22 protein-coding genes are annotated in these 20,270 nt (G+C 35.9%); 13 read left to right on the forward strand and 9 right to left on the reverse strand.

Going from position 1 to position 20,270, the window contains the following annotated elements:
• The first annotated feature begins 12 nt into the window (after window positions 1-12).
• The 9 genes from A9G13_RS00120 to cysE all read left to right on the forward strand — a co-directional run bounded on the left by A9G13_RS00120 (window position 13) and on the right by cysE (window position 9,759).
• Complete coding sequence (locus A9G13_RS00120) at window positions 13-1,194, forward strand: serine hydrolase (protein ID WP_065555613.1); 1,182 nt, start codon at window positions 13-15, stop codon at window positions 1,192-1,194.
• A gap of 428 nt (window positions 1,195-1,622) precedes the next feature.
• Entirely contained in the window at window positions 1,623-2,360 is a 738-nt protein-coding gene (gene rpsB / locus A9G13_RS00125; protein WP_065555614.1) for a 30S ribosomal protein S2, read from the forward strand.
• 91 nt (window positions 2,361-2,451) lie between these two features.
• Window positions 2,452-3,312 (forward strand): translation elongation factor Ts, encoded by an 861-nt coding sequence (gene tsf, locus A9G13_RS00130; protein ID WP_065555615.1) that lies wholly within the window; start codon window positions 2,452-2,454, stop codon window positions 3,310-3,312.
• A 118-nt stretch (window positions 3,313-3,430) separates the two neighbouring features.
• A complete protein-coding gene (gene pyrH, locus A9G13_RS00135; protein WP_065555616.1) occupies window positions 3,431-4,165 on the forward strand; it encodes a UMP kinase in 735 nt (244 codons plus the stop codon).
• A 31-nt stretch (window positions 4,166-4,196) separates the two neighbouring features.
• On the forward strand, window positions 4,197-4,754 hold the full coding sequence (gene frr / locus A9G13_RS00140; RefSeq protein ID WP_065555617.1) for a ribosome recycling factor: 558 nt from the start codon (window positions 4,197-4,199) through the stop codon (window positions 4,752-4,754).
• A gap of 324 nt (window positions 4,755-5,078) precedes the next feature.
• On the forward strand, window positions 5,079-5,744 hold the full coding sequence (deoC, locus tag A9G13_RS00145) for a deoxyribose-phosphate aldolase (RefSeq protein WP_065555618.1): 666 nt from the start codon (window positions 5,079-5,081) through the stop codon (window positions 5,742-5,744).
• Between the two features lie 17 nt (window positions 5,745-5,761).
• Window positions 5,762-6,940, forward strand: a complete 1,179-nt coding sequence (gene ispC, locus A9G13_RS00150; RefSeq protein WP_065555619.1) for a 1-deoxy-D-xylulose-5-phosphate reductoisomerase — start codon at window positions 5,762-5,764, stop codon at window positions 6,938-6,940.
• A 206-nt stretch (window positions 6,941-7,146) separates the two neighbouring features.
• Window positions 7,147-8,616, forward strand: coding sequence for a glycoside hydrolase family 32 protein (locus A9G13_RS00155; protein WP_065555620.1), 1,470 nt, complete (start codon window positions 7,147-7,149; stop codon window positions 8,614-8,616).
• A gap of 381 nt (window positions 8,617-8,997) precedes the next feature.
• Complete coding sequence (cysE, locus tag A9G13_RS00160) at window positions 8,998-9,759, forward strand: serine O-acetyltransferase (protein WP_065555780.1); 762 nt, start codon at window positions 8,998-9,000, stop codon at window positions 9,757-9,759.
• Between the two features lie 63 nt (window positions 9,760-9,822).
• Here the strand turns inward: cysE and A9G13_RS00165 are convergent, their stop codons facing one another.
• From A9G13_RS00165 to fkpA, 8 genes are all read right to left on the reverse strand, one after another.
• Entirely contained in the window at window positions 9,823-10,659 is an 837-nt protein-coding gene (locus A9G13_RS00165) for a mechanosensitive ion channel domain-containing protein (protein ID WP_065555621.1), read from the reverse strand.
• A 56-nt stretch (window positions 10,660-10,715) separates the two neighbouring features.
• Window positions 10,716-11,309, reverse strand: a complete 594-nt coding sequence (slmA, locus tag A9G13_RS00170) for a nucleoid occlusion factor SlmA (RefSeq protein WP_065555622.1) — start codon at window positions 11,307-11,309, stop codon at window positions 10,716-10,718.
• Complete coding sequence (gene dut / locus A9G13_RS00175) at window positions 11,306-11,764, reverse strand: dUTP diphosphatase (protein ID WP_065555623.1); 459 nt, start codon at window positions 11,762-11,764, stop codon at window positions 11,306-11,308. Before dut ends, slmA begins: the two co-directional genes overlap by 4 nt.
• Window positions 11,748-12,974 carry a bifunctional phosphopantothenoylcysteine decarboxylase/phosphopantothenate--cysteine ligase CoaBC gene (gene coaBC, locus A9G13_RS00180; RefSeq protein ID WP_065555624.1) on the reverse strand — a complete coding sequence of 409 codons (1,227 nt, stop codon included), beginning with the start codon at window positions 12,972-12,974 and terminating at the stop codon, window positions 11,748-11,750. The genes dut and coaBC overlap by 17 nt, the downstream gene beginning before the upstream one ends.
• A gap of 52 nt (window positions 12,975-13,026) precedes the next feature.
• Window positions 13,027-14,688 carry a DNA repair protein RecN gene (recN, locus tag A9G13_RS00185; RefSeq protein ID WP_065555781.1) on the reverse strand — a complete coding sequence of 554 codons (1,662 nt, stop codon included), beginning with the start codon at window positions 14,686-14,688 and terminating at the stop codon, window positions 13,027-13,029.
• 126 nt (window positions 14,689-14,814) lie between these two features.
• Complete coding sequence (tusC, locus tag A9G13_RS00190) at window positions 14,815-15,171, reverse strand: sulfurtransferase complex subunit TusC (protein ID WP_065555625.1); 357 nt, start codon at window positions 15,169-15,171, stop codon at window positions 14,815-14,817.
• A gap of 15 nt (window positions 15,172-15,186) precedes the next feature.
• Window positions 15,187-15,597 carry a sulfurtransferase complex subunit TusD gene (gene tusD, locus A9G13_RS00195; protein WP_065555626.1) on the reverse strand — a complete coding sequence of 137 codons (411 nt, stop codon included), beginning with the start codon at window positions 15,595-15,597 and terminating at the stop codon, window positions 15,187-15,189.
• Window positions 15,557-16,354: an FKBP-type peptidyl-prolyl cis-trans isomerase gene (fkpA, locus tag A9G13_RS00200; RefSeq protein ID WP_065555627.1), complete on the reverse strand. Its 798-nt coding sequence runs from the start codon at window positions 16,352-16,354 to the stop codon at window positions 15,557-15,559. The genes tusD and fkpA overlap by 41 nt, the downstream gene beginning before the upstream one ends.
• A 231-nt stretch (window positions 16,355-16,585) precedes the next feature.
• On the opposite strand from fkpA, the gene fabZ reads away from it, so the two are divergent.
• From fabZ to rnhB, 4 genes are read left to right on the forward strand one after another with little or no spacing between them, the layout of a single operon-like run.
• Complete coding sequence (gene fabZ, locus A9G13_RS00205) at window positions 16,586-17,032, forward strand: 3-hydroxyacyl-ACP dehydratase FabZ (protein WP_065555628.1); 447 nt, start codon at window positions 16,586-16,588, stop codon at window positions 17,030-17,032.
• Between the two features lie 43 nt (window positions 17,033-17,075).
• Window positions 17,076-17,855 carry an acyl-ACP--UDP-N-acetylglucosamine O-acyltransferase gene (lpxA, locus tag A9G13_RS00210; protein ID WP_065555629.1) on the forward strand — a complete coding sequence of 260 codons (780 nt, stop codon included), beginning with the start codon at window positions 17,076-17,078 and terminating at the stop codon, window positions 17,853-17,855.
• A complete protein-coding gene (gene lpxB, locus A9G13_RS00215) occupies window positions 17,855-19,009 on the forward strand; it encodes a lipid-A-disaccharide synthase (RefSeq protein WP_065555630.1) in 1,155 nt (384 codons plus the stop codon). The genes lpxA and lpxB overlap by 1 nt, the downstream gene beginning before the upstream one ends.
• Window positions 19,003-19,593: a ribonuclease HII gene (rnhB, locus tag A9G13_RS00220; RefSeq protein ID WP_065555782.1), complete on the forward strand. Its 591-nt coding sequence runs from the start codon at window positions 19,003-19,005 to the stop codon at window positions 19,591-19,593. The genes lpxB and rnhB overlap by 7 nt, the downstream gene beginning before the upstream one ends.
• Here rnhB and A9G13_RS00225 read toward each other — a convergent pair.
• Entirely contained in the window at window positions 19,590-20,195 is a 606-nt protein-coding gene (locus A9G13_RS00225; RefSeq protein ID WP_065555631.1) for a YiiX family permuted papain-like enzyme, read from the reverse strand. The genes rnhB and A9G13_RS00225 overlap by 4 nt on opposite strands.
• Window positions 20,196-20,270: the final 75 nt, after the last annotated feature.

Consider the following 20,270-nt stretch of genomic DNA (forward strand, 5'->3'; position numbering starts at 1 on the left):
GAATTTTAATAAATGAAAAAGAAATTGAAATTATCTTTGGCTATATTAGCGTTTGCAATTTGCTCGTCTGCGTCGGCTGAAATAACTTTCCCTATTCCAGCTATTCCACAACTAGATGCTGAATCTTACATTTTAATTGATGCTAAATCTGGTGAAATTTTAGCGCAATACAACGCTGAGCAGCAACGTGATCCGGCTAGCTTAACTAAAATGATGACCAGTTATGTGGTTGGTCAAGCGCTACAATCAGGACGCATTAAAAATGATGATATGGTAGTCGTCAGTAAAGATGCTTGGGCCACAGGTAATCCTGTTTTGAAAGGATCATCATTGATGTTTTTAGAAGTGGGTAAAACAGTATCAGTTGCTGATCTTAATAAAGGTATTATTATTCAATCAGGTAACGATGCTTGTATTGCCATGGCAGAGCATGTGGCCGGTAGCCAAGGTGCTTTTGTTAATTTAATGAATGATTATGCTAAAAAGATTGGTTTACAGCACACCCATTTTGAAACAGTACATGGATTAGATGCTCCGGGGCAATATACCACAGCCAAAGATATGGCCTTTTTAGGGCAAGCTTTAATTCGTGATTTACCAACAGAATATGCAATTTATAAAGAAAAAGAATTCACTTATACGCTGTCTAAACCACAATTAAATCGTAATGGTTTACTTTGGGATACTACATTAAATGTGGATGGCATTAAGACTGGTCATACTAATGCGGCCGGTTATAATTTAGTGGCTTCGGCAGTGAATGGTAACACCCGTTTAATTTCTGCGGTACTTGGTGGCCGAACCTTCAAAGGACGTGAAGAAGAGAGTAAAAAATTGTTAGTTTGGGGTTTCCGCTTTTTTGAAACCGCTAACCCAATTAAAGCTGGTGTTCCAATAGTCACTGAATCAATTTGGTATGGCGATGAAAATAAAATTCCACTAGGCTCAGTGAATGGCGCTTATGTAACCGTACCTAAAGATCGTTCTGCTGATGTACAAGTACAATATATTGTTGACGACTATATTTATGCGCCAATTACCAAAGGTACTGCGGTTGGTAAAATGCAATTTTTATTAGATGGCAAAGTGATTAATGAACAACCATTAGTAGCCTTGCAAAATGTTGAAGAAACAGGGTTCTTTGGTGGTATTTGGGATTGGATAAGTTTACAATTCCACAAATTGTTTAATTAAAAGCATCTACATCCTTAAACTACAGTCCTAAAGGTTTTTAACTTGACTGTAGTTTTGGTTATTTATATAGTCACAAAATCATCTGTAAAGATGTTTCCTGAGACGTATACGTTTCAGTATAAAAATTTAATTATTTATTCCTTTCTTAGTCATCATCTATTACCAATTTATTAATTAAATTTAATTTTGTAGATATCTAAAAGAATACCTGCCTAAATAAAGCTAGTATTCTTGCACAAAATATGGTATAAAACGCGCGCTACTTTTCAGTATTTTTTTGAAACAAGGTAGCATAAATTTTAATTATTAAATAACGTTATAACACACACATATCATTACTCTTTTCCGGGGTGCCTTATGTTAAAAGCAATGAGGTCGGTTAAAGCGGATATGTGGAGGCATAACCCCAACGTCAAAATGAGGAAATCATGACTACAGTATCTATGCGCGATATGCTGCAAGCTGGTGTACACTTCGGGCACCAAACTCGTTATTGGAACCCAAAAATGAAACCATTTATTTTTGGTGCACGTAATAAAGTTCATATTATTAATCTTGAAAAAACAGTTCCAATGTTCAACGATGCGTTAGCTGAATTAAATAAAATTGCTGCTCGTAAAGGCAAAATTTTATTTGTTGGTACTAAACGTGCGGCTAGCGAAGCAATTAAACAAGCAGCAGAAAGCTGTGGACAATATTACGTTAATCACCGTTGGTTAGGTGGTATGTTGACTAACTGGAAAACAGTGCGTCAATCAATCAAACGTTTAAAAGATTTAGAAACACAAGCTAGTGATGGTACATTTGATAAATTAACCAAAAAAGAAGCATTAATGCGTTCTCGTGAAATGGTTAAATTAGAAAATAGCTTGGGTGGAATTAAAAATATGGGTGGCTTACCCGATGTGATATTTGTTATTGGTGCAGATCATGAAAATATTGCTATCAAAGAAGCTAACAATTTAGGTATTCCAGTCATTGCTGTTGTTGATACAAATTCAGATCCAGATGGTATTGATTACATCGTACCGGGTAATGATGATGCAATTCGTGCAATTCAGTTATATGTAAATGCTGTTGCTGATGCAGTTCGTTCTGGTCGCGAACAAAACCAATCTCCTGTTTCTGAAGCAAGCTTTGTTGAAGAAGCTCCAGCAGCTGAGTAATAACTCAAATATTTTCAGGGTCGATGCCAAGTAATTTAAGTCGACCCATTCTTATGAAAATCATCACAATGGTTAAATAGAGGATTAAAAAATGGCTGAAGTTACCGCTTCTATGGTAAAAGAACTGCGTGAAAGAACCGGCGCAGGTATGATGGAATGTAAAAAAGCATTAGTTGAAGCAAAGGGTGATATCGATCTAGCTATCGACAATATGCGTAAATCTGGTCAAGCAAAAGCAGCTAAAAAAGCAGGCCGAGTTGCTGCTGAAGGTGTAATTATTTCTAAAATTGCGGCTGATAAAAAGTTTGGTGTAATTTTAGAAATCAACTGCGAAACAGACTTTGTTGCGAAAGATGCTGGTTTCTTAGCATTCAGTGAAAAAGTTGCTGACACAGTATTAAAAGATCGCATTAAAGATCTTGCAACTTTACAAGCAAAATTTGAAGAAGAACGTACTGCTTTAGTCGCTAAAATCGGTGAAAATATTAGTATTCGTCGTGTTGCTGAAATCGCTGGCGATGTAGTTGGTCGTTATCAACATGGTGCGCGTATTGGTGTATTAGTTGCCGCAAATAGTGGCTGTGATGATGAACTAGTTAAACATATTGCAATGCATATTGCTGCAAGCAAACCAGAATATGTTAACCCAAGCGATGTGCCTGCGGACGTGGTTGAACATGAACGTAAAATCCAAATTGATATTGCCATGCAATCTGGTAAACCACGTGAAATTGCTGAAAAAATGGTCGAAGGCCGTATGCGTAAATTCACTGGTGAAGTTTCATTAACTGGTCAACCTTTTGTTATGGATCCAAGCAAAACTGTGGGTGATTTATTAACAGAGAAAAAAGCGACTGTTGCTACATTTATCCGCTTTGAAGTGGGTGAAGGTATCGAAAAAGTCGAAGTCGATTTTGCCGCTGAAGTTGCTGCGATGTCGAAACAATCTTAATTGTTTTACAAAAACCGCCGTTATGGCGGTTTTGTTTATCTACAAAATATTTTAAAATTACTGATAGCTAGTCTGTCTAGCATTTTGGTAATTAAATAATAAAATAGTGAGACTTCTTATGGTAACCCCTTTCTATAAACGTATTCTTCTTAAACTCAGTGGTGAAGCACTGCAAGGCGCCGAAGGTTTTGGTATTGATGCAACGATTCTTGATAGAATGGCTCAAGAAATTAAAGAATTGATCGATATGAAGGTTGAAGTTGCAGTTGTTATTGGAGGTGGTAATCTATTCCGTGGTGCAGGCCTTGCTAAAGCAGGAATGAACCGGGTAGTTGGTGACCATATGGGGATGCTAGCAACGGTTATGAATGGCTTGGCTATGCGTGATGCTTTGCACCGCATTGAAGTTAATGCTCGGTTAATGTCGGCCATCCCATTAAATGGCGTATGTGATGACTATCGTTGGACAGAAGCAATTAGCTTGCTTCGCCATGGTAAAGTGGTTATCCTTTCTGCAGGTACAGGAAATCCTTTTTTTACTACTGACTCAGCTGCTTGTTTACGTGGTATTGAAATTGAGGCAGATGTTGTTTTGAAAGCAACAAAAGTTGATGGAGTTTATTCTGCTGATCCTGTTAAAAACCCCAATGCAACACTATATAAAACATTAAATTATGAAAAAGTGTTAGATGATGAATTAAAAGTGATGGATTTAGCCGCATTTACTTTAGCTCGCGATCATAATTTACCGATTTGTGTATTTAATATGAATAAACCAGGTGCATTACGTCGTGTTATTTTAGGCGAGCCAGAAGGGACATTAATTAATAATCAGGCAACAGTAAGCTGTTAGTCTTCTTTATTTTAAATAAGGTTTTTTTATTATGTTAAATGAGATTCAAAAAGAAGCGCAACAGCGCATGGAAAAAAGTATCGAAGCGTTTCAAACTCATATTTCTAAAGTCAGAACAGGCCGTGCTTCGCCAAGTTTATTAGATGGTATTATGGTTGAATACTATGGTAGCCCAACACCACTTCGCCAATTGGCCAATGTGGTAGCTGAAGACGCTAGAACGTTAGCTATTACCGTTTTTGATAAGTCACTTACCCCTGTTATTGAAAAAGCTATTTTAACCTCTGATTTAGGACTAAATCCAGCATCAGCAGGTACAGTAATTCGTGTACCATTACCCCCATTAACTGAAGAACGTCGCCGTGATTTAACTAAAATTGTGCGTAATGAAGCAGAGCAAGGTCGAGTATCAATTCGTAATATCCGTCGTGATGCTAATGACCAAATTAAAGCATTATTGAAAGATAAAGAAATCTCAGAAGATGACGAACGTAAATCCCAAGATTTGATTCAAAAGGCTACTGATGTAGCAATTAAAAAACTTGATGCTGTTTTAGCTGATAAAGAAAAAGAATTAATGGAGTTCTAATACTAACGTTTCTTAGTAGTGAGTTAGTTTATATTGCCCAGCTAAAGCTGGGTAAAGTCCCTCGACAATCATATCTAATATTTATAGCAATACTTCATATAAAACAAATAACTAGAATTAGAAAGCTATTTTTAACGCTATTAGTATTGTTCTAATATAATAAAATCAGTTATTACTTAAAAAATAAACAAACCCTAAAAGTTGATAGCTATTTTCATTGGTTAATTGTTTTTTATTTATAAAATAGTTTTATAATAAGTGCCATTTAGTATTTTAGAGTGGTAAACCATACACTCTATTGAAGACGCAATTTAAGGAATTATTATGAATTATGCAAAGTATATTGATCATACTTTACTGGCTATGAATGCGACAGAAGATCAGATTCGAAAATTATGTGATGAAGCCAAAGAATACCATTTTTATTCAGTATGTGTTAATTCAGGCTATGTCCCTTTGGTTGCAAACTTATTAAAAGGTAGTGATGTAAAAGTTTGTTCGGTAGTTGGTTTTCCGCTCGGCGCAATGTTAACTTCAGTTAAAGCCTATGAAACGGAAATGGCGATCAAAGCAGGTGCCCAAGAAATTGATATGGTGATCAATGTTGGTTGGTTAAAAAGTAATGACTGGGATGCAGTTAAAAACGATATTAATGCTGTCTTTAAAGCTTGTGGTGAAGTGCCATTAAAAGTTATTTTAGAAACCTGTCTATTATCTAAAGAAGAAATTGTTAGAGTTTGTACTCTATGTAAAGAGATTGGTGTAGCATTTGTTAAAACATCAACTGGTTTTAGTGTTTCAGGAGCCACAATTGAAGATGTTAAATTGATGCGTGAAACTGTTGGTGAAAAAATGGGTGTTAAAGCGTCAGGCGGTATTAGAGATCGTCAAACGGCTGAAAAAATGATACAAGCTGGAGCAAGTAGATTAGGTGCAAGCGCTGGCATTGCTATTGTTTCCGGTGCAGCGACTTCATCAAGTAACTATTAATATCAGAATATATTAATATGAAAAATATCACAATTTTAGGATCAACAGGGTCAATTGGTTGTAGTACCTTAGCGGTTATTCGCCAAAATCCCAGCTTGTTTAAAGCTATCGCCTTAGTAGGTGGTAACAATGTGACCAAAATGCTGGCACAATGCCTTGAGTTTAAACCCAAATATGTAGCTATGGCTAATAAACAAGCCGCTACGCAACTTAAACATCAACTAGCTGATCTAAAATTGGATATTGCGGTTTTGGTTGGTGAGCAAGCTATTTGTGAGTTAGCACAACTTTCGGAAGTCGATTATGTAATGGCGGCAATTGTCGGGGCTGCAGGCTTAAAACCTACACTGGCGGCGATTCATAAAGGTAAACGTATTTTATTAGCTAATAAAGAATCACTAGTAACTTGTGGTCATTTATTTATGCAAGCGCTTAAACAGTATGGTGCGCAATTGTTACCTGTTGATAGCGAGCATAATGCTATTTTTCAAAGTTTGCCTGCTGCGGTGCAGCAAGATTTAGGTTTTGCTAAGCTAGCTGATTATGGCATCACTAAAATTGTTTTAACCGGATCGGGTGGGCCATTTCGAGATGTGGATGTAAATAAGTTGACTATGGTTACTCCGGAACAAGCCATCGCGCATCCTAATTGGTCAATGGGTAAAAAGATTTCGGTTGATTCTGCAACAATGATGAATAAAGGCCTTGAATATATCGAAGCTCGTTGGTTATTTAATGCTAGCCCTAAAGAAATGGAAATTATTATTCATCCACAATCTATTATTCATTCCATGGTGCGTTACCAAGATGGTAGTGTGGTGGCGGAACTTGGTGTTCCAGATATGTGTACGCCAATCGCTTATGCCATGTCTTATCCTGACCGAGTGTCATCAACGGTACCACCATTAGATTTCAGTCAAATTTCTGCATTAACTTTTAATGAGCCGGATTTTAATCGCTACCCATGCTTGAAATTAGCCATTGATGCTTCAAATCAAGGACAAGCGGCGACTACAGCGCTCAATGCCGCTAATGAAGTTGCAGTCGAAGCATTTTTGCACAATAAAATTGGTTTTATGGATATCGCCAAAAATGTGTCAACGGTTTTGAATAAACTTAACTTACCCGAACCGTCGACTATTGATGATGTATTGGCTATCGACGATTGGGCACGCACTCAAAGTCGCGAGTTATAAAAGTTACATGAAGTAGTAGCAGTTATTATACTTTCTAATATTGACTTATCTTTGGTATACCAGAAGCTGCAATACGGCTATCCTTTGAAAGGATGGTGATTATCTTCGTTTCTTTTCTAAGAATTACATTATCAGTTAACGTTAACAGATTATTTATTGTACTATACTATAAATTTGGTTTAAGAAGCGATGATAAAGGGGCGGCAATGTCTACGGCAATCAAGAAAGCTAATCAAGCAGTTCAACAATTAGAAACCATCACTAACAAACAGTATTATCCACATTTCCATTTAGCCCCCCTTGCTGGGTGGATGAATGATCCTAATGGATTAATCTACTTCAAAGGGCAGTATCATGCTTTTTATCAACATCATCCTTATGATGAAAATTGGGGATTAATACATTGGGGCCATGCAGTGAGTGATGATTTAATTAGTTGGCGTCGTCTACCCATTGCATTAGCCCCTGATCAAGAATTTGATAAAAGTGGTTGTTTTTCTGGTTCAGCTGTGGCTAATAATGATGAGTTATGTTTGTTTTATACCGGTCACGTTTATTTACAAGGACAAGATAAGTTTGAAGCCATTCATCAAACTCAATGCCTAGCGACAAGTAAAGATGGTGTTCATTTTGAAAAACAGGGAGTTGTATTAGAACCTAAAAAAGGCATTGTTCATTTTCGGGATCCAAAAGTTTGGCAACAAGATGGTAACTGGTGGATGGTTGTCGGCCAAAGCGATCTTGAGAATATTGGTCAAGTTTTACTTTATCGATCTGATGATTTAAGGCATTGGACATTTGACCATATTGTAGTAAGTAATATTGACCCCAAGGTTTATATGCTCGAATGCCCGGATTTTTTCCCTCTGGGAGATAAATGGATCTTGATGTTTTCGCCTCAAGGTATGCAAGCAAAAAGCTATAAGTACCGCAATCTGTTTCAGTCTGGTTATATTGTTGGTAATTGGCGTCCAGGACAACAGTTTACAATTAGTAAACATTTTCAAGAAATGGATTTTGGTCATGATTTTTATGCGCCACAATCTTTTTTAGCTGCAGATGGCAGGCGGCTTGTATTCGCATGGATGGATATGTGGGAGTCAAAATCGCCAAGCAAACAAGATAAATGGCGGGGGTGTTTTACTATTCCACGTGAATTAATACTAGATGGTAATAATCATTTACGTAATCGCCCGATTAAAGAACTTGAAACACTTCGAGAAAAGTCAAAGTCATTAGTGGATATCGTTGTCAAAGATCAATTAAAAAATACTGCTATTGAATCAATTAACTGTGAGTTAATAGTTGAATTTGATATGACGCAAAGTAATGCTGAACGCTTTGGTTTACAACTTGCAGCAACCCCAGATGGCAAACAAGCTACTTTACTATATGTTGATTTACAATCACAACGAATAATACTTGATAGAAGCTTTTCAGGACTTGACTTAAAAGGTTATCGTAGTGTGCGGTTACCAAAAACTAAAAAGTTATGTTTACACATCTATGTTGATGTTTCTTCAGTTGAGGTGTTTGTTAATAATGATTTGTATAGTTTTTCTAGTCGTATCTATCCAAAGTTACCAGCAAAACGACAAGTGAATTTATTTGCCGAAAATGGTACCGCCAAAATTATAAAATTAGACAGCTGGCAGTTAAAATCGATTTATGAGTAATTCGTTGTTTGATTTTATTGTTTTTGTGACAGTGAGTTAATTATATTAAAGAGAAAAATATTCTTGGTAAATAAGGAGATACAATATAAGTAGTCTCCTTATTTTTTACTGGTTATAACATACAATGTAGTTTGTTCACCAATGGCATAATAGGGTAATTGTACTGTAGTAAGCGGTAGAATAGAAAAATGTGATAAAAGTAACCATTATCAAGTTTGAGCATATGATAACTAGATGATTATTAAACTATTACGTATTTTATTTAAGATATTTATGCGGAAAACTTGCTTCTGCAAAGAGTTTGCGAAACAATGTAAACATCATTCATTTTGTGGATAGGAATTTGTGGTGAAAATTGAAAAAAACATCGTTAATCCAAATATGTTATGGCAAACCATTCGACAAGAAGCATCGGAACTTGTTGAAAGTGAACCTATGTTGGCTAGTTATTTTCATGCAACATTATTAAATCATGATAATTTAGATAGTGCCTTAAGTTATATTTTGGCAAATAAACTTGCGACACAAGTTATGCCGGCCATTGAGATCCGAGAAATAGCGTGGCAAGCTTATCAAGCAGATCAAAGTATTATTCAATCAGCCATAACTGATATTATCGCAGTTTATATTCGTGATCCTGCGACTAATTATTATTCAACGCCATTGCTTTATTATAAAGGTTTTTTATCGCTGCAAGCTTATCGCATTGCGCATTGGCTTTGGAAGCAAAATCGTAAATCGTTAGCTATATTTTTACAAAGTCAAATTGCTATTGTTTTTGGCGTTGATATTCACCCGGCAGCTAAAATTGGATCTGGGGTAATGTTTGATCATGCTACTGGCATTGTAATAGGGGAAACAACAGTGGTTGAAAATGATGTTTCTATCTTGCAATCAGTCACTTTAGGCGGAACAGGTAAAGAAAATGGTGATCGTCATCCTAAAATTCGTGAAGGTGTTATGATTGGCGCACATTCTACTATTTTAGGTAATATAGAAATTGGTAAGGGTGCCAAAATTGGGGCGGGTTCGGTGGTGTTAGAATCTGTCCCACAACATACTACAGTTGCTGGTGTACCTGCTAAAATAGTCGGTAATCCAAACTGTGAAAAACCAGCTTTAAATATGGATCAAGAAATTTAAGCAAACATTATTTTGTCGATAACCTCCGTTGAACCTTGTCAACGGAGCTGTCAAGCTAGATGGTTATTGGTTACTTTTGACATTAACATCCATGGTTGGGTATGGAATATTAATACCATTTTCAGTTAATTTATTTTTAATTTTTTCAAGTAATTCACCTTTTACCGGGCCATAGTTATCATTTAAAGTCCACACTAATACATTAAAATTCATTGATGAAGCATCTAACATATCTAAACGAATAGTCGGTTCTTTACTAGTTAATATATTGTTTGTTTCGTTCACTGCTTGTTTTAGAACTTGATAAACTTTTTGAATATCGGAATCATAACCGACATTAATCACAAGATCTAAACGCCTTTCCGGTAACCGGGTGTAGTTGGTAATATTGGCGCTTACTACTTGCCCATTGGGAATAACCACCAGTTCATTGGTAGGGGTAATAATGGTAGTTGAAAAAATCTGTATCGAGTCAATAATGCCTTGTTGATTATTAATGGTAACTGTTTCGCCAACTTTAAAAGGACGAAAAATAATTAAAATAACGCCAGCGGCAAAATTTGAGAGAGAACCTTGTAATGCTAAACCAACGGCTAAGCCGGCAGCCCCAATTACGGCTACTATCGATGCAGTTTGTACCCCTAATTGCCCTAAAACAGCCACCAGGGTTATGACAATTATTGCGTAGTAGGCTAATGAGCTAACAAATTTTACTACGGTAGGATCAACTTTGCGGTGAGTTAAAACTTTTTTTAGTTGACTACCAATAAATCTGGCAATAGCCCTACCAATCATGAAAATAATTATAGCAAAGCATAAATGAGCGATATAACTAAGTACAACCCCATCATACTTATCTACTAAAGAGAGTATCTGATTGAAAATATTTTCAATGTTCATTTTATTATCCTCAACAATCGGTAAACGAAGAATTAACTATAATTTTATTGAATCGGTTAAACTAGCTGTTTGGCTAATAAAGCCCATCGAGTATCAAAATCTGTTGTTGGTAGATATTTAAAATTTGAACGAGAATAACGGGCCATCATCCCTTCACAGAAGGCTAATAACTGACTAGATAAAATGCGTTCATCAGTAGTAAAAGTTATGCCTTCACGAATTTTACTTTCACGTAAAACTTGTTTAATTTGGGTTTCAATTTTTTCGAATAGCTGACTTATGCGATCTTGTAATTGCTCTTGCTCAAACATTAATGCATGACCAGTCATAATTCTAGTTAATCCAGGGTTTCTTTCTGAAAAACCTAATATTAAGGCTAAAATAAGTTGTAACCGAGTGAAAGTTTTGGGTTCGTCTTGTAAAATCACATTTATTCTTGAAAGTAGAATATCTTCAATATAAGCAATTAAGCTTTCAAACATTTTAGTTTTGCTAGGGAAATGGCGATAAAGAGCTGCCTCGGAAACTCCGACAGTTGCAGCTAATTTGGCCGTAGTGATCCGCTGGGTTCCTTCATTAGATTCCAGCATAGTTGCTAAAGCTTGTAAAATATCTTCTTTGCGATTTTTATTTTTGATGTTCACAATCATTTTTTACCCGAATGTCCAAAGCCACCCTCACCACGTTGAGATTCAGTAAATTCATCAACAATATTAAACTCTGCTTGAATAACTGGCACAATAATTAACTGAGCGATTCGATCGCCCGCTTCTATAGTAAAAGGTGTTTGGCTGCGATTCCAAAGCGGTACATACAATTGCCCTTGATAATCAGAATCAATTAAACCAACCAAATTACCAAGCACAATACCATTTTTAGAACCAAGTCCTGAACGGGGTAAGACCAGTGCTGCTAAGTTTGGATCTGCTATGTGCATAGATAAACCCGTTGGAGTTAAAATGGTTTCCCCGGGTTTAATTTCTGTGGTTTTGTCAAACATAGCACGTAAATCAATACCCGCGGATCCTTCAGTTGCATAAGTTGGTAGTGGAAATTCACTGCCTAAACGTTTATCTAAAACTTTAATATCAATTTTTCTTTTCATTACTGCTCACTTTATATAGTGTTAAGATGGCTTCAAGTAACTGCTGGGCTAATATATTCTTACTGTTTAATGGTAACTTTTGTTCACCATTTTGCCAATAAAGGGTTAATGCATTTTGATCAGAATTAAAACCAATGGTTTTATTGGCGACATCATTAGCACAGATTAAATCTAAGTTTTTACTGGTTAATTTTTTAAGTGCATAAGTTTTAACATTATTGGTTTCAGCGGCAAATCCAACTACAAAAGGACGTTGTTTTTTTAGTGCTGCCACCGCAGCAACTATATCAGGATTTTTGACCAATCTAATCACTAGTTCATTATTATCATCAGTTTTTTTGATTTTTTGCGCAGCAATTGTGGCGGCATGATAGTCAGCCACTGCAGCACAAGCAATAAAAATATTGGATTTTTTAGCTTGCTCTAACGCCACTTTGTACATTTCTTTAGCACTTTTTACATCAATCCGAGTCACATTATTAGGGGTATCTAAATGTACCGGTCCACTGATTAATGTTACCGTAGCACCCATGTCTGCCGCTGCTTTAGCAATAGCAAACCCCATTTTCCCTGAGCTATAGTTACTGATAAAACGTACTGGATCAATATCTTCAACCGTTGGCCCAGCGGTAATAGTGATAGAGGTACCGGTAAGTTTTGCCGATGATAAAAAATAATTATTAATATGTTCAATAATAGTACTCGGCTCAAGCATACGGCCAGGGCCAACATCACCACATGCTTGATAACCGTTTTCAGGGCCTAACATTAAAATATTGCGGCAAGCTAATGTAGCCAAATTATGCTGAGTTGCCGGCGCTTTATACATTTGTTGATTCATTGCTGGTGCTAGTATAATCGGAGCTGAAGTCGCTAAGCAAATAGTGGATAATAAATCATCAGCAATGCCATTAGCTATTTTAGCTATAATATTGGCTGTAGCGGGAGCTATTAATAGTAGATCCGCCCATTTAGCGAGTTCAATATGACTCATCGATAGCTCAGCAGAAGGATCAAATAAATCGCTGGCAACGGGATTACCTGATACTACTTGTAAGGTCATTGGTGTTACAAAATGTTTGGCTGAATCAGTGATCACCACATGTACTTGTGCACCTGCTTTTTTTAAATGGCGAACCAGATCAGGACACTTATAAGCAGCAATGCCACCCGTGATCCCTAATAAAATACGTTTACCAGATAAATTCATAATCAAGCTTCCTTCATGCCCAAACTGAAAGCGTTATATTACCACAATTAAGCTAGATGATAAGTAGCTCTTTCGCATTGGCTAATGTTGCCGCGGTGATTTTATCACCACCTAACAAGCGCGCCAATTCATGCAAGCGCCCACTATTATCTAATTGTTGCATATCAGTTGTAGTTTGTTTACCGTTAGTTTGTTTGCTTACAAAATAATGTTGATTAGCATGACCAGCAACTTGAGGTAAATGTGTAACTGTAATTACCTGAGTTGATTGTCCTAATTGTTTTAACAACTGCCCAACTTTAGCTGCGGTTGAGCCACTTATGCCCACATCAATTTCGTCAAATATTAATGCCGGGGTATCCATTTTTTGCGCAGTTAATACTTGAATCGCTAATGCAATTCGAGACAGCTCGCCGCCAGAAGCCACTTTGGCAAGTGGTTGCATATTTTGCCCGGCATTAGTACTAACTAGGAAAGTAACTTGGTTGGCACCGTCTTCATTTAAGCGATTTTCATTAAAATTTATGTCTATGCTAAATTGACCATTTGGCATTGATAATTCATGCATAATAGTAGTTACTTTTTTCGCTAAAGTTTTACTAACGATTAAGCGTTTTTGATGTAATTTGTTGGCTATTTCTAAAGCAATTACATAGTATTTAGCTATATCTTCTTTTAATTGTTCATTTTGTTCATCTTGCTGATTATACTGTTTAAATTCGGCTAATAGGTTTTGATATAATTCAGGTAAGGCTTCAGGTGCAACATGATGTTTACGCGCTAGTGTTATTTGTTTTGATAATCGTTGTTCAAGTTGCATGACTCGCTCAGGATCTATTTCTAAATTTTCACTATAATGACGTAGTTCGTAACTAGCTTCTTTGATTTGAATCGATGCCTCTTCCAACATGCTATAAATATTAATTAGAGTAGGATCGAGTTCTGATAATTCTTGAACACTGTTTTTGACACTATTGAGCAAGTTGCTGACATTATATTCATCAGCTTCCTCTAATAACATTATCGATTGGTTACTGAGATTAATTAATTGTTCACTGTTAGATAATCGTTTATATTCTTCATCAATTTGTTGGTACTCACCTTCAATAGGGGAAAATTCATTTAATTCTTTTAATTGATATTGCAACAGTTGTATATGGGCATCACGTTCTTGTTTTGCTGCTTCATATTGTTGATAAGCACGACATGCCTCTTTCCACTGTTTATAAGCTTGATTCATTTGCGCAAGTAGGGTTGGATCATTCATATAATGATTTAATAGCAATTGTTGATAGTCACTACGCAACAGCCGTTGATGTTCATGTTGCCCATGAATTTGAATCAGCATTTGCCCTAAATCTTTTAATTGTGAAATAGGTACTGCACGGCCATTAATAAATGCTTTAGAACGACCATCTTGATTAATAACGCGACGTAAAATACATTCGTTACCTTCATCAAGTTGATTTTCAGCTAACCAAGAAAAAGCAGCTGGGGTGTCATCAAGTATAAAATTAGCAGAAATGTCCACCCGATCAGCACCAGATCGAATAGATGAAGCATCAGATCGGTTTCCTAAACATAATCCTAATGCGTCAATTGCAATCGATTTACCGGCACCAGTCTCACCTGTTATGGCAGTCATGCCGGTAGTAAAATCGACTAATAGCTGATCAACTATCGCAAAATTATTAATGGTTAATTGGGTTATCATAGTAAATTCATACATAAGACCAGTTAAAATTAATGCCAGTATAACAATAAAAATACTGTAAATAAATACAGCTTTATTAAATAATATAAATTTACTTTAAATTAAGGATAGGTTTTGAATGGTAATTTAATTAAATCGTAAGATTACATCTTGAGCAGCAAATAATTGTTGTAAAGCCTGAGTATTAATGACTTTATTAGGAATATTAAGTGTGGCATGGGTAAGATTTCGCGCAGTAAGTGAAGATTCACAAACATAAACATCTTCAATATCATATAATTCCAACATGTTGAATGTAGCAATATAATCCCGCATTAAAATATTTTCAGGATGTTGATTGGGTAACAAATGCAACACACCATCGCCTATAAAAAATACTGAAATATGATTAATTATCGACATAGCTAAAGCAATGTCTAGTGCTTCTCTACCTTTGGCATTGCCATGAGGAGGAGTATTAATAATAATTGCGACTTTTTTCATTTAACAGCCTTCATTTTAAAATTGAATAACCCGATCACAAATAGCCATTGCTTCACTTAGTTCACTAAGTCCGGTTAATATAAAATGATTAGCAAGATTTTGTTCTATAATGCCACGTCGCTGAGCGGCGGCAACACAAATATTTAATGGGAAACAATACGTTTCGGCTAATTGTTGCCATGCAGAAACTAAATCAAATTCATCATTAGCAGGATCGGTATAGCTGTTACCGTTATAAACGCCATCCGCGTAAAAAAAAATATTTTTAATTGTATGTGCGGTTTGAGTTACAAGTGTTTGTGTGAATTGATAAGCACAATAGGCAGATTGGGTCCCATAAGCGGGACCCATAACCACAATTGCATAATTTAATGGAATAATCACATTATTTTGTTGGTTGATTTGATTCGGTTGCTTCTTTTTCATTACTATTATTGTCGCCATCAATACCAAGTAACTCAACTTCAAATACTAATGTTGAAGCTGGTTGAATTCCGACTTTGTCGTCTTGGGCAGGAAGGCTTTGATCGCCATAACCTAAATCTGGTGGTACTACTAATTTGATTTTACCACCAACGCCAATTAATTGAATTCCTTCGGTCCATCCTTTAATTACACCATTAAGTGGAAATGTTGCTGTTTCACCGCGGTCATAAGAACTGTCAAATTTACGCCCATCAGTTAAGGTACCGGTATAATGAACAATAACTGTATCATCAGCAGTTGGATGGCGTCCAGAACCCTCTTGAATAATTTGATAAAGTAGCCCGGATTTAGTTTGCTTAACACCTGCTTGTTTAGCAAATTCAGCGCGGAATTTGTCACCGGCTTCAGTATTAGTTGCTTTTTCTTTTTCAAAACGAGCTTTATTTTCTTCCTGAATACGTTTCCCAAATGTTTCTAGTACAGTTTTAACTTCGTCTTTAGATAATTGAGATGCATCTCGAAATGTCTCATTAAAACCACTTATTATATATTCAGAATCAGCTTTAATTTCATTTTGTTCTAAATTTGATTTCATATAAGAAGCAAATGATGAACCTAATGCATAAGCTTCTTTTTGTGCATCAGTAGAGATGGTTACTTTATTTGATGCTGCTGAACTATTTTTCTTATCATCACAGCCCACTAATGCTAACACTATGGCGCCGCTTACTAATGTCATTTTAATCAATGATTTCATGCTACCTCTCCAAGTAAAAAAACTTTTTAGCTAAATATTCGATTTATTATATATGATTTAATATAGGATAATATAGTATTTACAAATCATTTATTTAATAAAGCTACTTTAACGTATAACTAACAGTTTAATTGCTATAAAATTAGGTTATTTAAATCATTCTTGAGTGAAAGTAGCATCCTCAGTATAATAGCAAAAGTTTATTTTAAATAATGTAAAAGGATAGCTATTTTGACTACCGAACTTAATACTCTTGATATTGAAGAAATCATTAGTTTATTACCTCATCGTTTTCCATTTTTAATGGTTGATCGTGTGCTTTGTTACGAAAAAGGTAAAACGTTAAAAGCCATCAAAAATGTCACTGTTAATGAACCTTTCTTTCAAGGTCACTTCCCTAATAAACCAATTTTCCCAGGTGTATTAATTTTAGAAGCAATGGCTCAAGCAACCGGAATTTTGGCATTTAAAAGCATTGAAGAATTAACGCCTGGGCAACTATATTATTTTGCTTCTATAGATAAAGCGCGTTTTAAAAGACCAGTGGTACCAGGTGACCAGATTGTACTAGATGTTGAATATATTAAAGAACGTCGTGGTATTGCATTATTCCATGGTGTTGCAACTGTTGATGGAAAATTGGTTTGTGAAGCCGAAATGATGTGTGCGCGTAAATAATGTTTGTTTTTAACAATTCCGAAAACAGTATTAAGGAAGTGCTATGACAACGGATATACATCCAAGTTCAGTGATTGAAAAAGGTGCCAAAATTGGCGATAACGTCAAAATTGGTCCTTTTTGTTTTATTGGTGAAAATGTTGAAATTGGTGATGGAACCTTTTTAAAATCGCATGTAGTTATAAATGGTCATACTAAAATAGGTAAAGACAATCAGATTTATCAATTTGCTTCAATTGGAGAGGTAAACCAAGATCTAAAATATCGTGGTGAACCTACGCGTACCGAAATTGGCGATCGTAATATGATTCGCGAAAGTGTAACTATTCACCGTGGTACCGTACAAGGTGGTGAGTTAACTCGCATTGGTAATGATAATTTATTTATGATTAATGCACACATTGCCCATGATTGCCAAATTGGTAGTCGTTGTATTTTAGCCAATAATGCAACACTGGGTGGCCATGTTCAATTAGATGATTTCGTTATTATTGGTGGTATGACTGCCGTTCATCAATTTTGTGTAATCGGCGCACATGTTATGGTTGGTGGTTGTTCCGGTGTAGCTCAAGATGTTCCCCCTTATGTAATTGCGCAAGGAAACCATGCAACTCCCCATGGCGTTAATTATGAGGGTTTGAAACGCCGAGGTTTTAGTAAAGAAGCCTTACAAGCGATTCGTAATACTTATAAAATCCTTTACCGAAATGGCTTAGCATTAGATGATGCCAAACTCGAAATAGAAGCTATTGCCAAACAATACCCTGAAGTGCAGTTGTTCATTGACTTTTTCTCTCGTTCAACTCGAGGCATTATTCGTTAATGACTAATAAACCATTAACTATTGCTTTAGTCGCCGGAGAAACCTCCGGCGATATTCTCGGTGCGGGTTTAATTCGTTCTCTCAAAAATCGCTATCCCAATATTCAATTCATTGGTATTGCCGGGCCACAAATGCAAGCACAAGGTTGCCAAGCATGGTATGAAATGGAAGAATTATCGGTTATGGGTATTGTTGAAGTTTTGGGACGATTACGCCACATTTTAGCAATACGACGAGATATAACTAAACGTTTAATTGCACTCAAACCTGATATTTTTATCGGCATAGATGCACCGGATTTTAACCTTTCATTAGAAGGTAAACTAAAACAGGCTGGCATTAAAACCATTCATTATGTTAGTCCATCAGTTTGGGCTTGGAAGCAAAAACGTGTTTTTAAAATTAAGCGTAATACCGATCTTATTTTAGCGTTTTTGCCTTTTGAAAAAGCCTTTTATGATAAATTTGCTGTACCCTGTCGTTTTATTGGTCACAAAATGGCAGATGATGTGCCTCTAGAGCCAGATCAAACCGCTATGCGGCAACAATTAGGCATCCCCATTAATGGTCGTTGCTTAGCCTTACTACCTGGTAGCCGTCATGCTGAAGTCACATTACTAACCCAACCTTTTTTACTGGCAGCAAAATTATTAAAACAACGTTATCCAGATTTACATATTGTGGTACCTTTAGTCAACGCTAAACGGCAGGAAGAATTTGAGCAAATCAAAGCCGAAATTACCCCAGAACTTGATATGCAATTATTAATGGGGCATGCGCGCGAAGCTATGATCGCTAGTAATGCTTCAATCCTAGCTTCCGGTACAGTAGCATTAGAATGTATGTTAGCTAAATGCCCAATGGTAGTTGGTTATAAAATGAAAGCATTTACTTTTTGGTTGGCAAAAAAATTAATTAAAACACCTTATGTTTCTTTACCTAACATTTTAGCCGGTAAAGAAATTGTACCAGAGTTATTACAACAAGATTGTACACCCGAAAACATTACCAATCATATTATCCCCTTTTTAGAAGGCAATAATGCGGCATTGCAACAAACATTTCTTTCTTTGCACCAGCAAATACGTTGTAATGCTGACGAACAAGCGGCACAAGCTGTGCTTGATGTTTTAGGAGTTGCAACTTGTTGCTAGAATTTATCTACCCTGATGCTACACTTATTGCTGGGGTAGATGAAGTAGGTCGCGGTCCGCTTTGTGGTGATGTTGTTACCGCGGCCGTTATTTTAGATCCCAATAAACCGATTATTGGTCTTACTGATTCCAAAAAACTAACCGAAAAAAAACGCGAACGATTGTTTGATCTTATCCAACAAAATGCCTTAGCCTGGTCTATAGCCAGAGCCTCGGTGGCCGAAATTGATAAATTAAACATTTTACATGCAACCATGCTGGCAATGCAGCGTGCTGTGACTGGTTTAGCAGTTAAACCCAATTTTGTATTAGTTGATGGTAATCGTTGCCCTAATTTTGGCATGCAAAGCCAAGCTGTTGTTAAGGGTGATTTATTAGTTGCAGAAATTAGTGCTGCCTCAATTTTGGCTAAAGTCACACGCGATCGTGAAATGGTTGAATTAGATAAGTTATACCCACAATATGGTTTGGCTCAACATAAAGGTTATCCAACCAAAGCCCATTTAGCGGCAATTGCAGAACATGGTATTAATCATTTATATCGTAAAAGTTTTGCACCAGTAAAAAATTTAATGTTATTTTAATACTGCCATTGCTTATCAACGGTTATTAGCAAAGGAGAGTTAAACATAGATGCAGGTGAAATAACCGTTTCTTGATAAGGGATTTTATTTCCATAACGCTCTTTCAAGATTTTTTTAACTAAAGGAGAGGAAAGATTAAACTCTTTGATAGTTTGCAATCGACCAATTCTTAGTTTAAGTGCTTTATCGTAAATTTTCCAGACTAATTCAGAGCAATAAATATAATGATCATCCCAACCAAACCAGATATCATAAGGCTTACCTTCAAAAGTACTAGCAACTTGCTTTAGTTTATCTATCTCATTATTAGATAAATTATGATCTTTTAAACGTTTGATTACATAATTTTGCTGTTTTCCACGTGCGATCCAATTATTCAATGGTGTATAAACTACTTTATTAATAGCTTCAAAAACATAAGGTTGGCCATTTTTAATAAAAATAATACCCATATGGCTGTATGGAGAATTAGTTACTTGCTCAACGGCTTGGCTTTGTCGTGATTGCGAAGATTGAAAAATTATATCGCCATTTTGGGGGTTATAACTAGCTACACTAATAAAACTAGTAAATAGTGCAAATATTAGCAAAATTAAACGCATAAATGATTATCTACAAACGAAATTTATTTATACTAAATTATATAAAAAAAATAGTTACTTATAAAATTAATAATA

The organism is Gilliamella sp. wkB178, from assembly GCF_001690705.1.
In the GTDB taxonomy this organism is placed as follows: Bacteria; Pseudomonadota; Gammaproteobacteria; order Enterobacterales; family Orbaceae; genus Gilliamella; species Gilliamella apicola_K.

What these genes read in the sequence shown, in the direction of transcription:
- A9G13_RS00120 (WP_065555613.1), top strand. Translation starts at nt 13, where the DNA reads ATGAAAAAGAAATTGAAATTATCTTTGGCTATATTAGCGTTTGCAATT.
- rpsB (WP_065555614.1), top strand. Translation starts at nt 1,623, where the DNA reads ATGACTACAGTATCTATGCGCGATATGCTGCAAGCTGGTGTACACTTC.
- tsf (WP_065555615.1), top strand. Translation starts at nt 2,452, where the DNA reads ATGGCTGAAGTTACCGCTTCTATGGTAAAAGAACTGCGTGAAAGAACC.
- pyrH (WP_065555616.1), top strand. Translation starts at nt 3,431, where the DNA reads ATGGTAACCCCTTTCTATAAACGTATTCTTCTTAAACTCAGTGGTGAA.
- frr (WP_065555617.1), top strand. Translation starts at nt 4,197, where the DNA reads ATGTTAAATGAGATTCAAAAAGAAGCGCAACAGCGCATGGAAAAAAGT.
- deoC (WP_065555618.1), top strand. Translation starts at nt 5,079, where the DNA reads ATGAATTATGCAAAGTATATTGATCATACTTTACTGGCTATGAATGCG.
- ispC (WP_065555619.1), top strand. Translation starts at nt 5,762, where the DNA reads ATGAAAAATATCACAATTTTAGGATCAACAGGGTCAATTGGTTGTAGT.
- A9G13_RS00155 (WP_065555620.1), top strand. Translation starts at nt 7,147, where the DNA reads ATGTCTACGGCAATCAAGAAAGCTAATCAAGCAGTTCAACAATTAGAA.
- cysE (WP_065555780.1), top strand. Translation starts at nt 8,998, where the DNA reads ATGTTATGGCAAACCATTCGACAAGAAGCATCGGAACTTGTTGAAAGT.
- A9G13_RS00165 (WP_065555621.1), bottom strand. Translation starts at nt 10,659, where the DNA reads ATGAACATTGAAAATATTTTCAATCAGATACTCTCTTTAGTAGATAAG.
- slmA (WP_065555622.1), bottom strand. Translation starts at nt 11,309, where the DNA reads ATGATTGTGAACATCAAAAATAAAAATCGCAAAGAAGATATTTTACAA.
- dut (WP_065555623.1), bottom strand. Translation starts at nt 11,764, where the DNA reads ATGAAAAGAAAAATTGATATTAAAGTTTTAGATAAACGTTTAGGCAGT.
- coaBC (WP_065555624.1), bottom strand. Translation starts at nt 12,974, where the DNA reads ATGAATTTATCTGGTAAACGTATTTTATTAGGGATCACGGGTGGCATT.
- recN (WP_065555781.1), bottom strand. Translation starts at nt 14,688, where the DNA reads ATGATAACCCAATTAACCATTAATAATTTTGCGATAGTTGATCAGCTA.
- tusC (WP_065555625.1), bottom strand. Translation starts at nt 15,171, where the DNA reads ATGAAAAAAGTCGCAATTATTATTAATACTCCTCCTCATGGCAATGCC.
- tusD (WP_065555626.1), bottom strand. Translation starts at nt 15,597, where the DNA reads ATGAAAAAGAAGCAACCGAATCAAATCAACCAACAAAATAATGTGATT.
- fkpA (WP_065555627.1), bottom strand. Translation starts at nt 16,354, where the DNA reads ATGAAATCATTGATTAAAATGACATTAGTAAGCGGCGCCATAGTGTTA.
- lpxA (WP_065555629.1), top strand. Translation starts at nt 17,076, where the DNA reads ATGACAACGGATATACATCCAAGTTCAGTGATTGAAAAAGGTGCCAAA.
- lpxB (WP_065555630.1), top strand. Translation starts at nt 17,855, where the DNA reads ATGACTAATAAACCATTAACTATTGCTTTAGTCGCCGGAGAAACCTCC.
- A9G13_RS00225 (WP_065555631.1), bottom strand. Translation starts at nt 20,195, where the DNA reads ATGCGTTTAATTTTGCTAATATTTGCACTATTTACTAGTTTTATTAGT.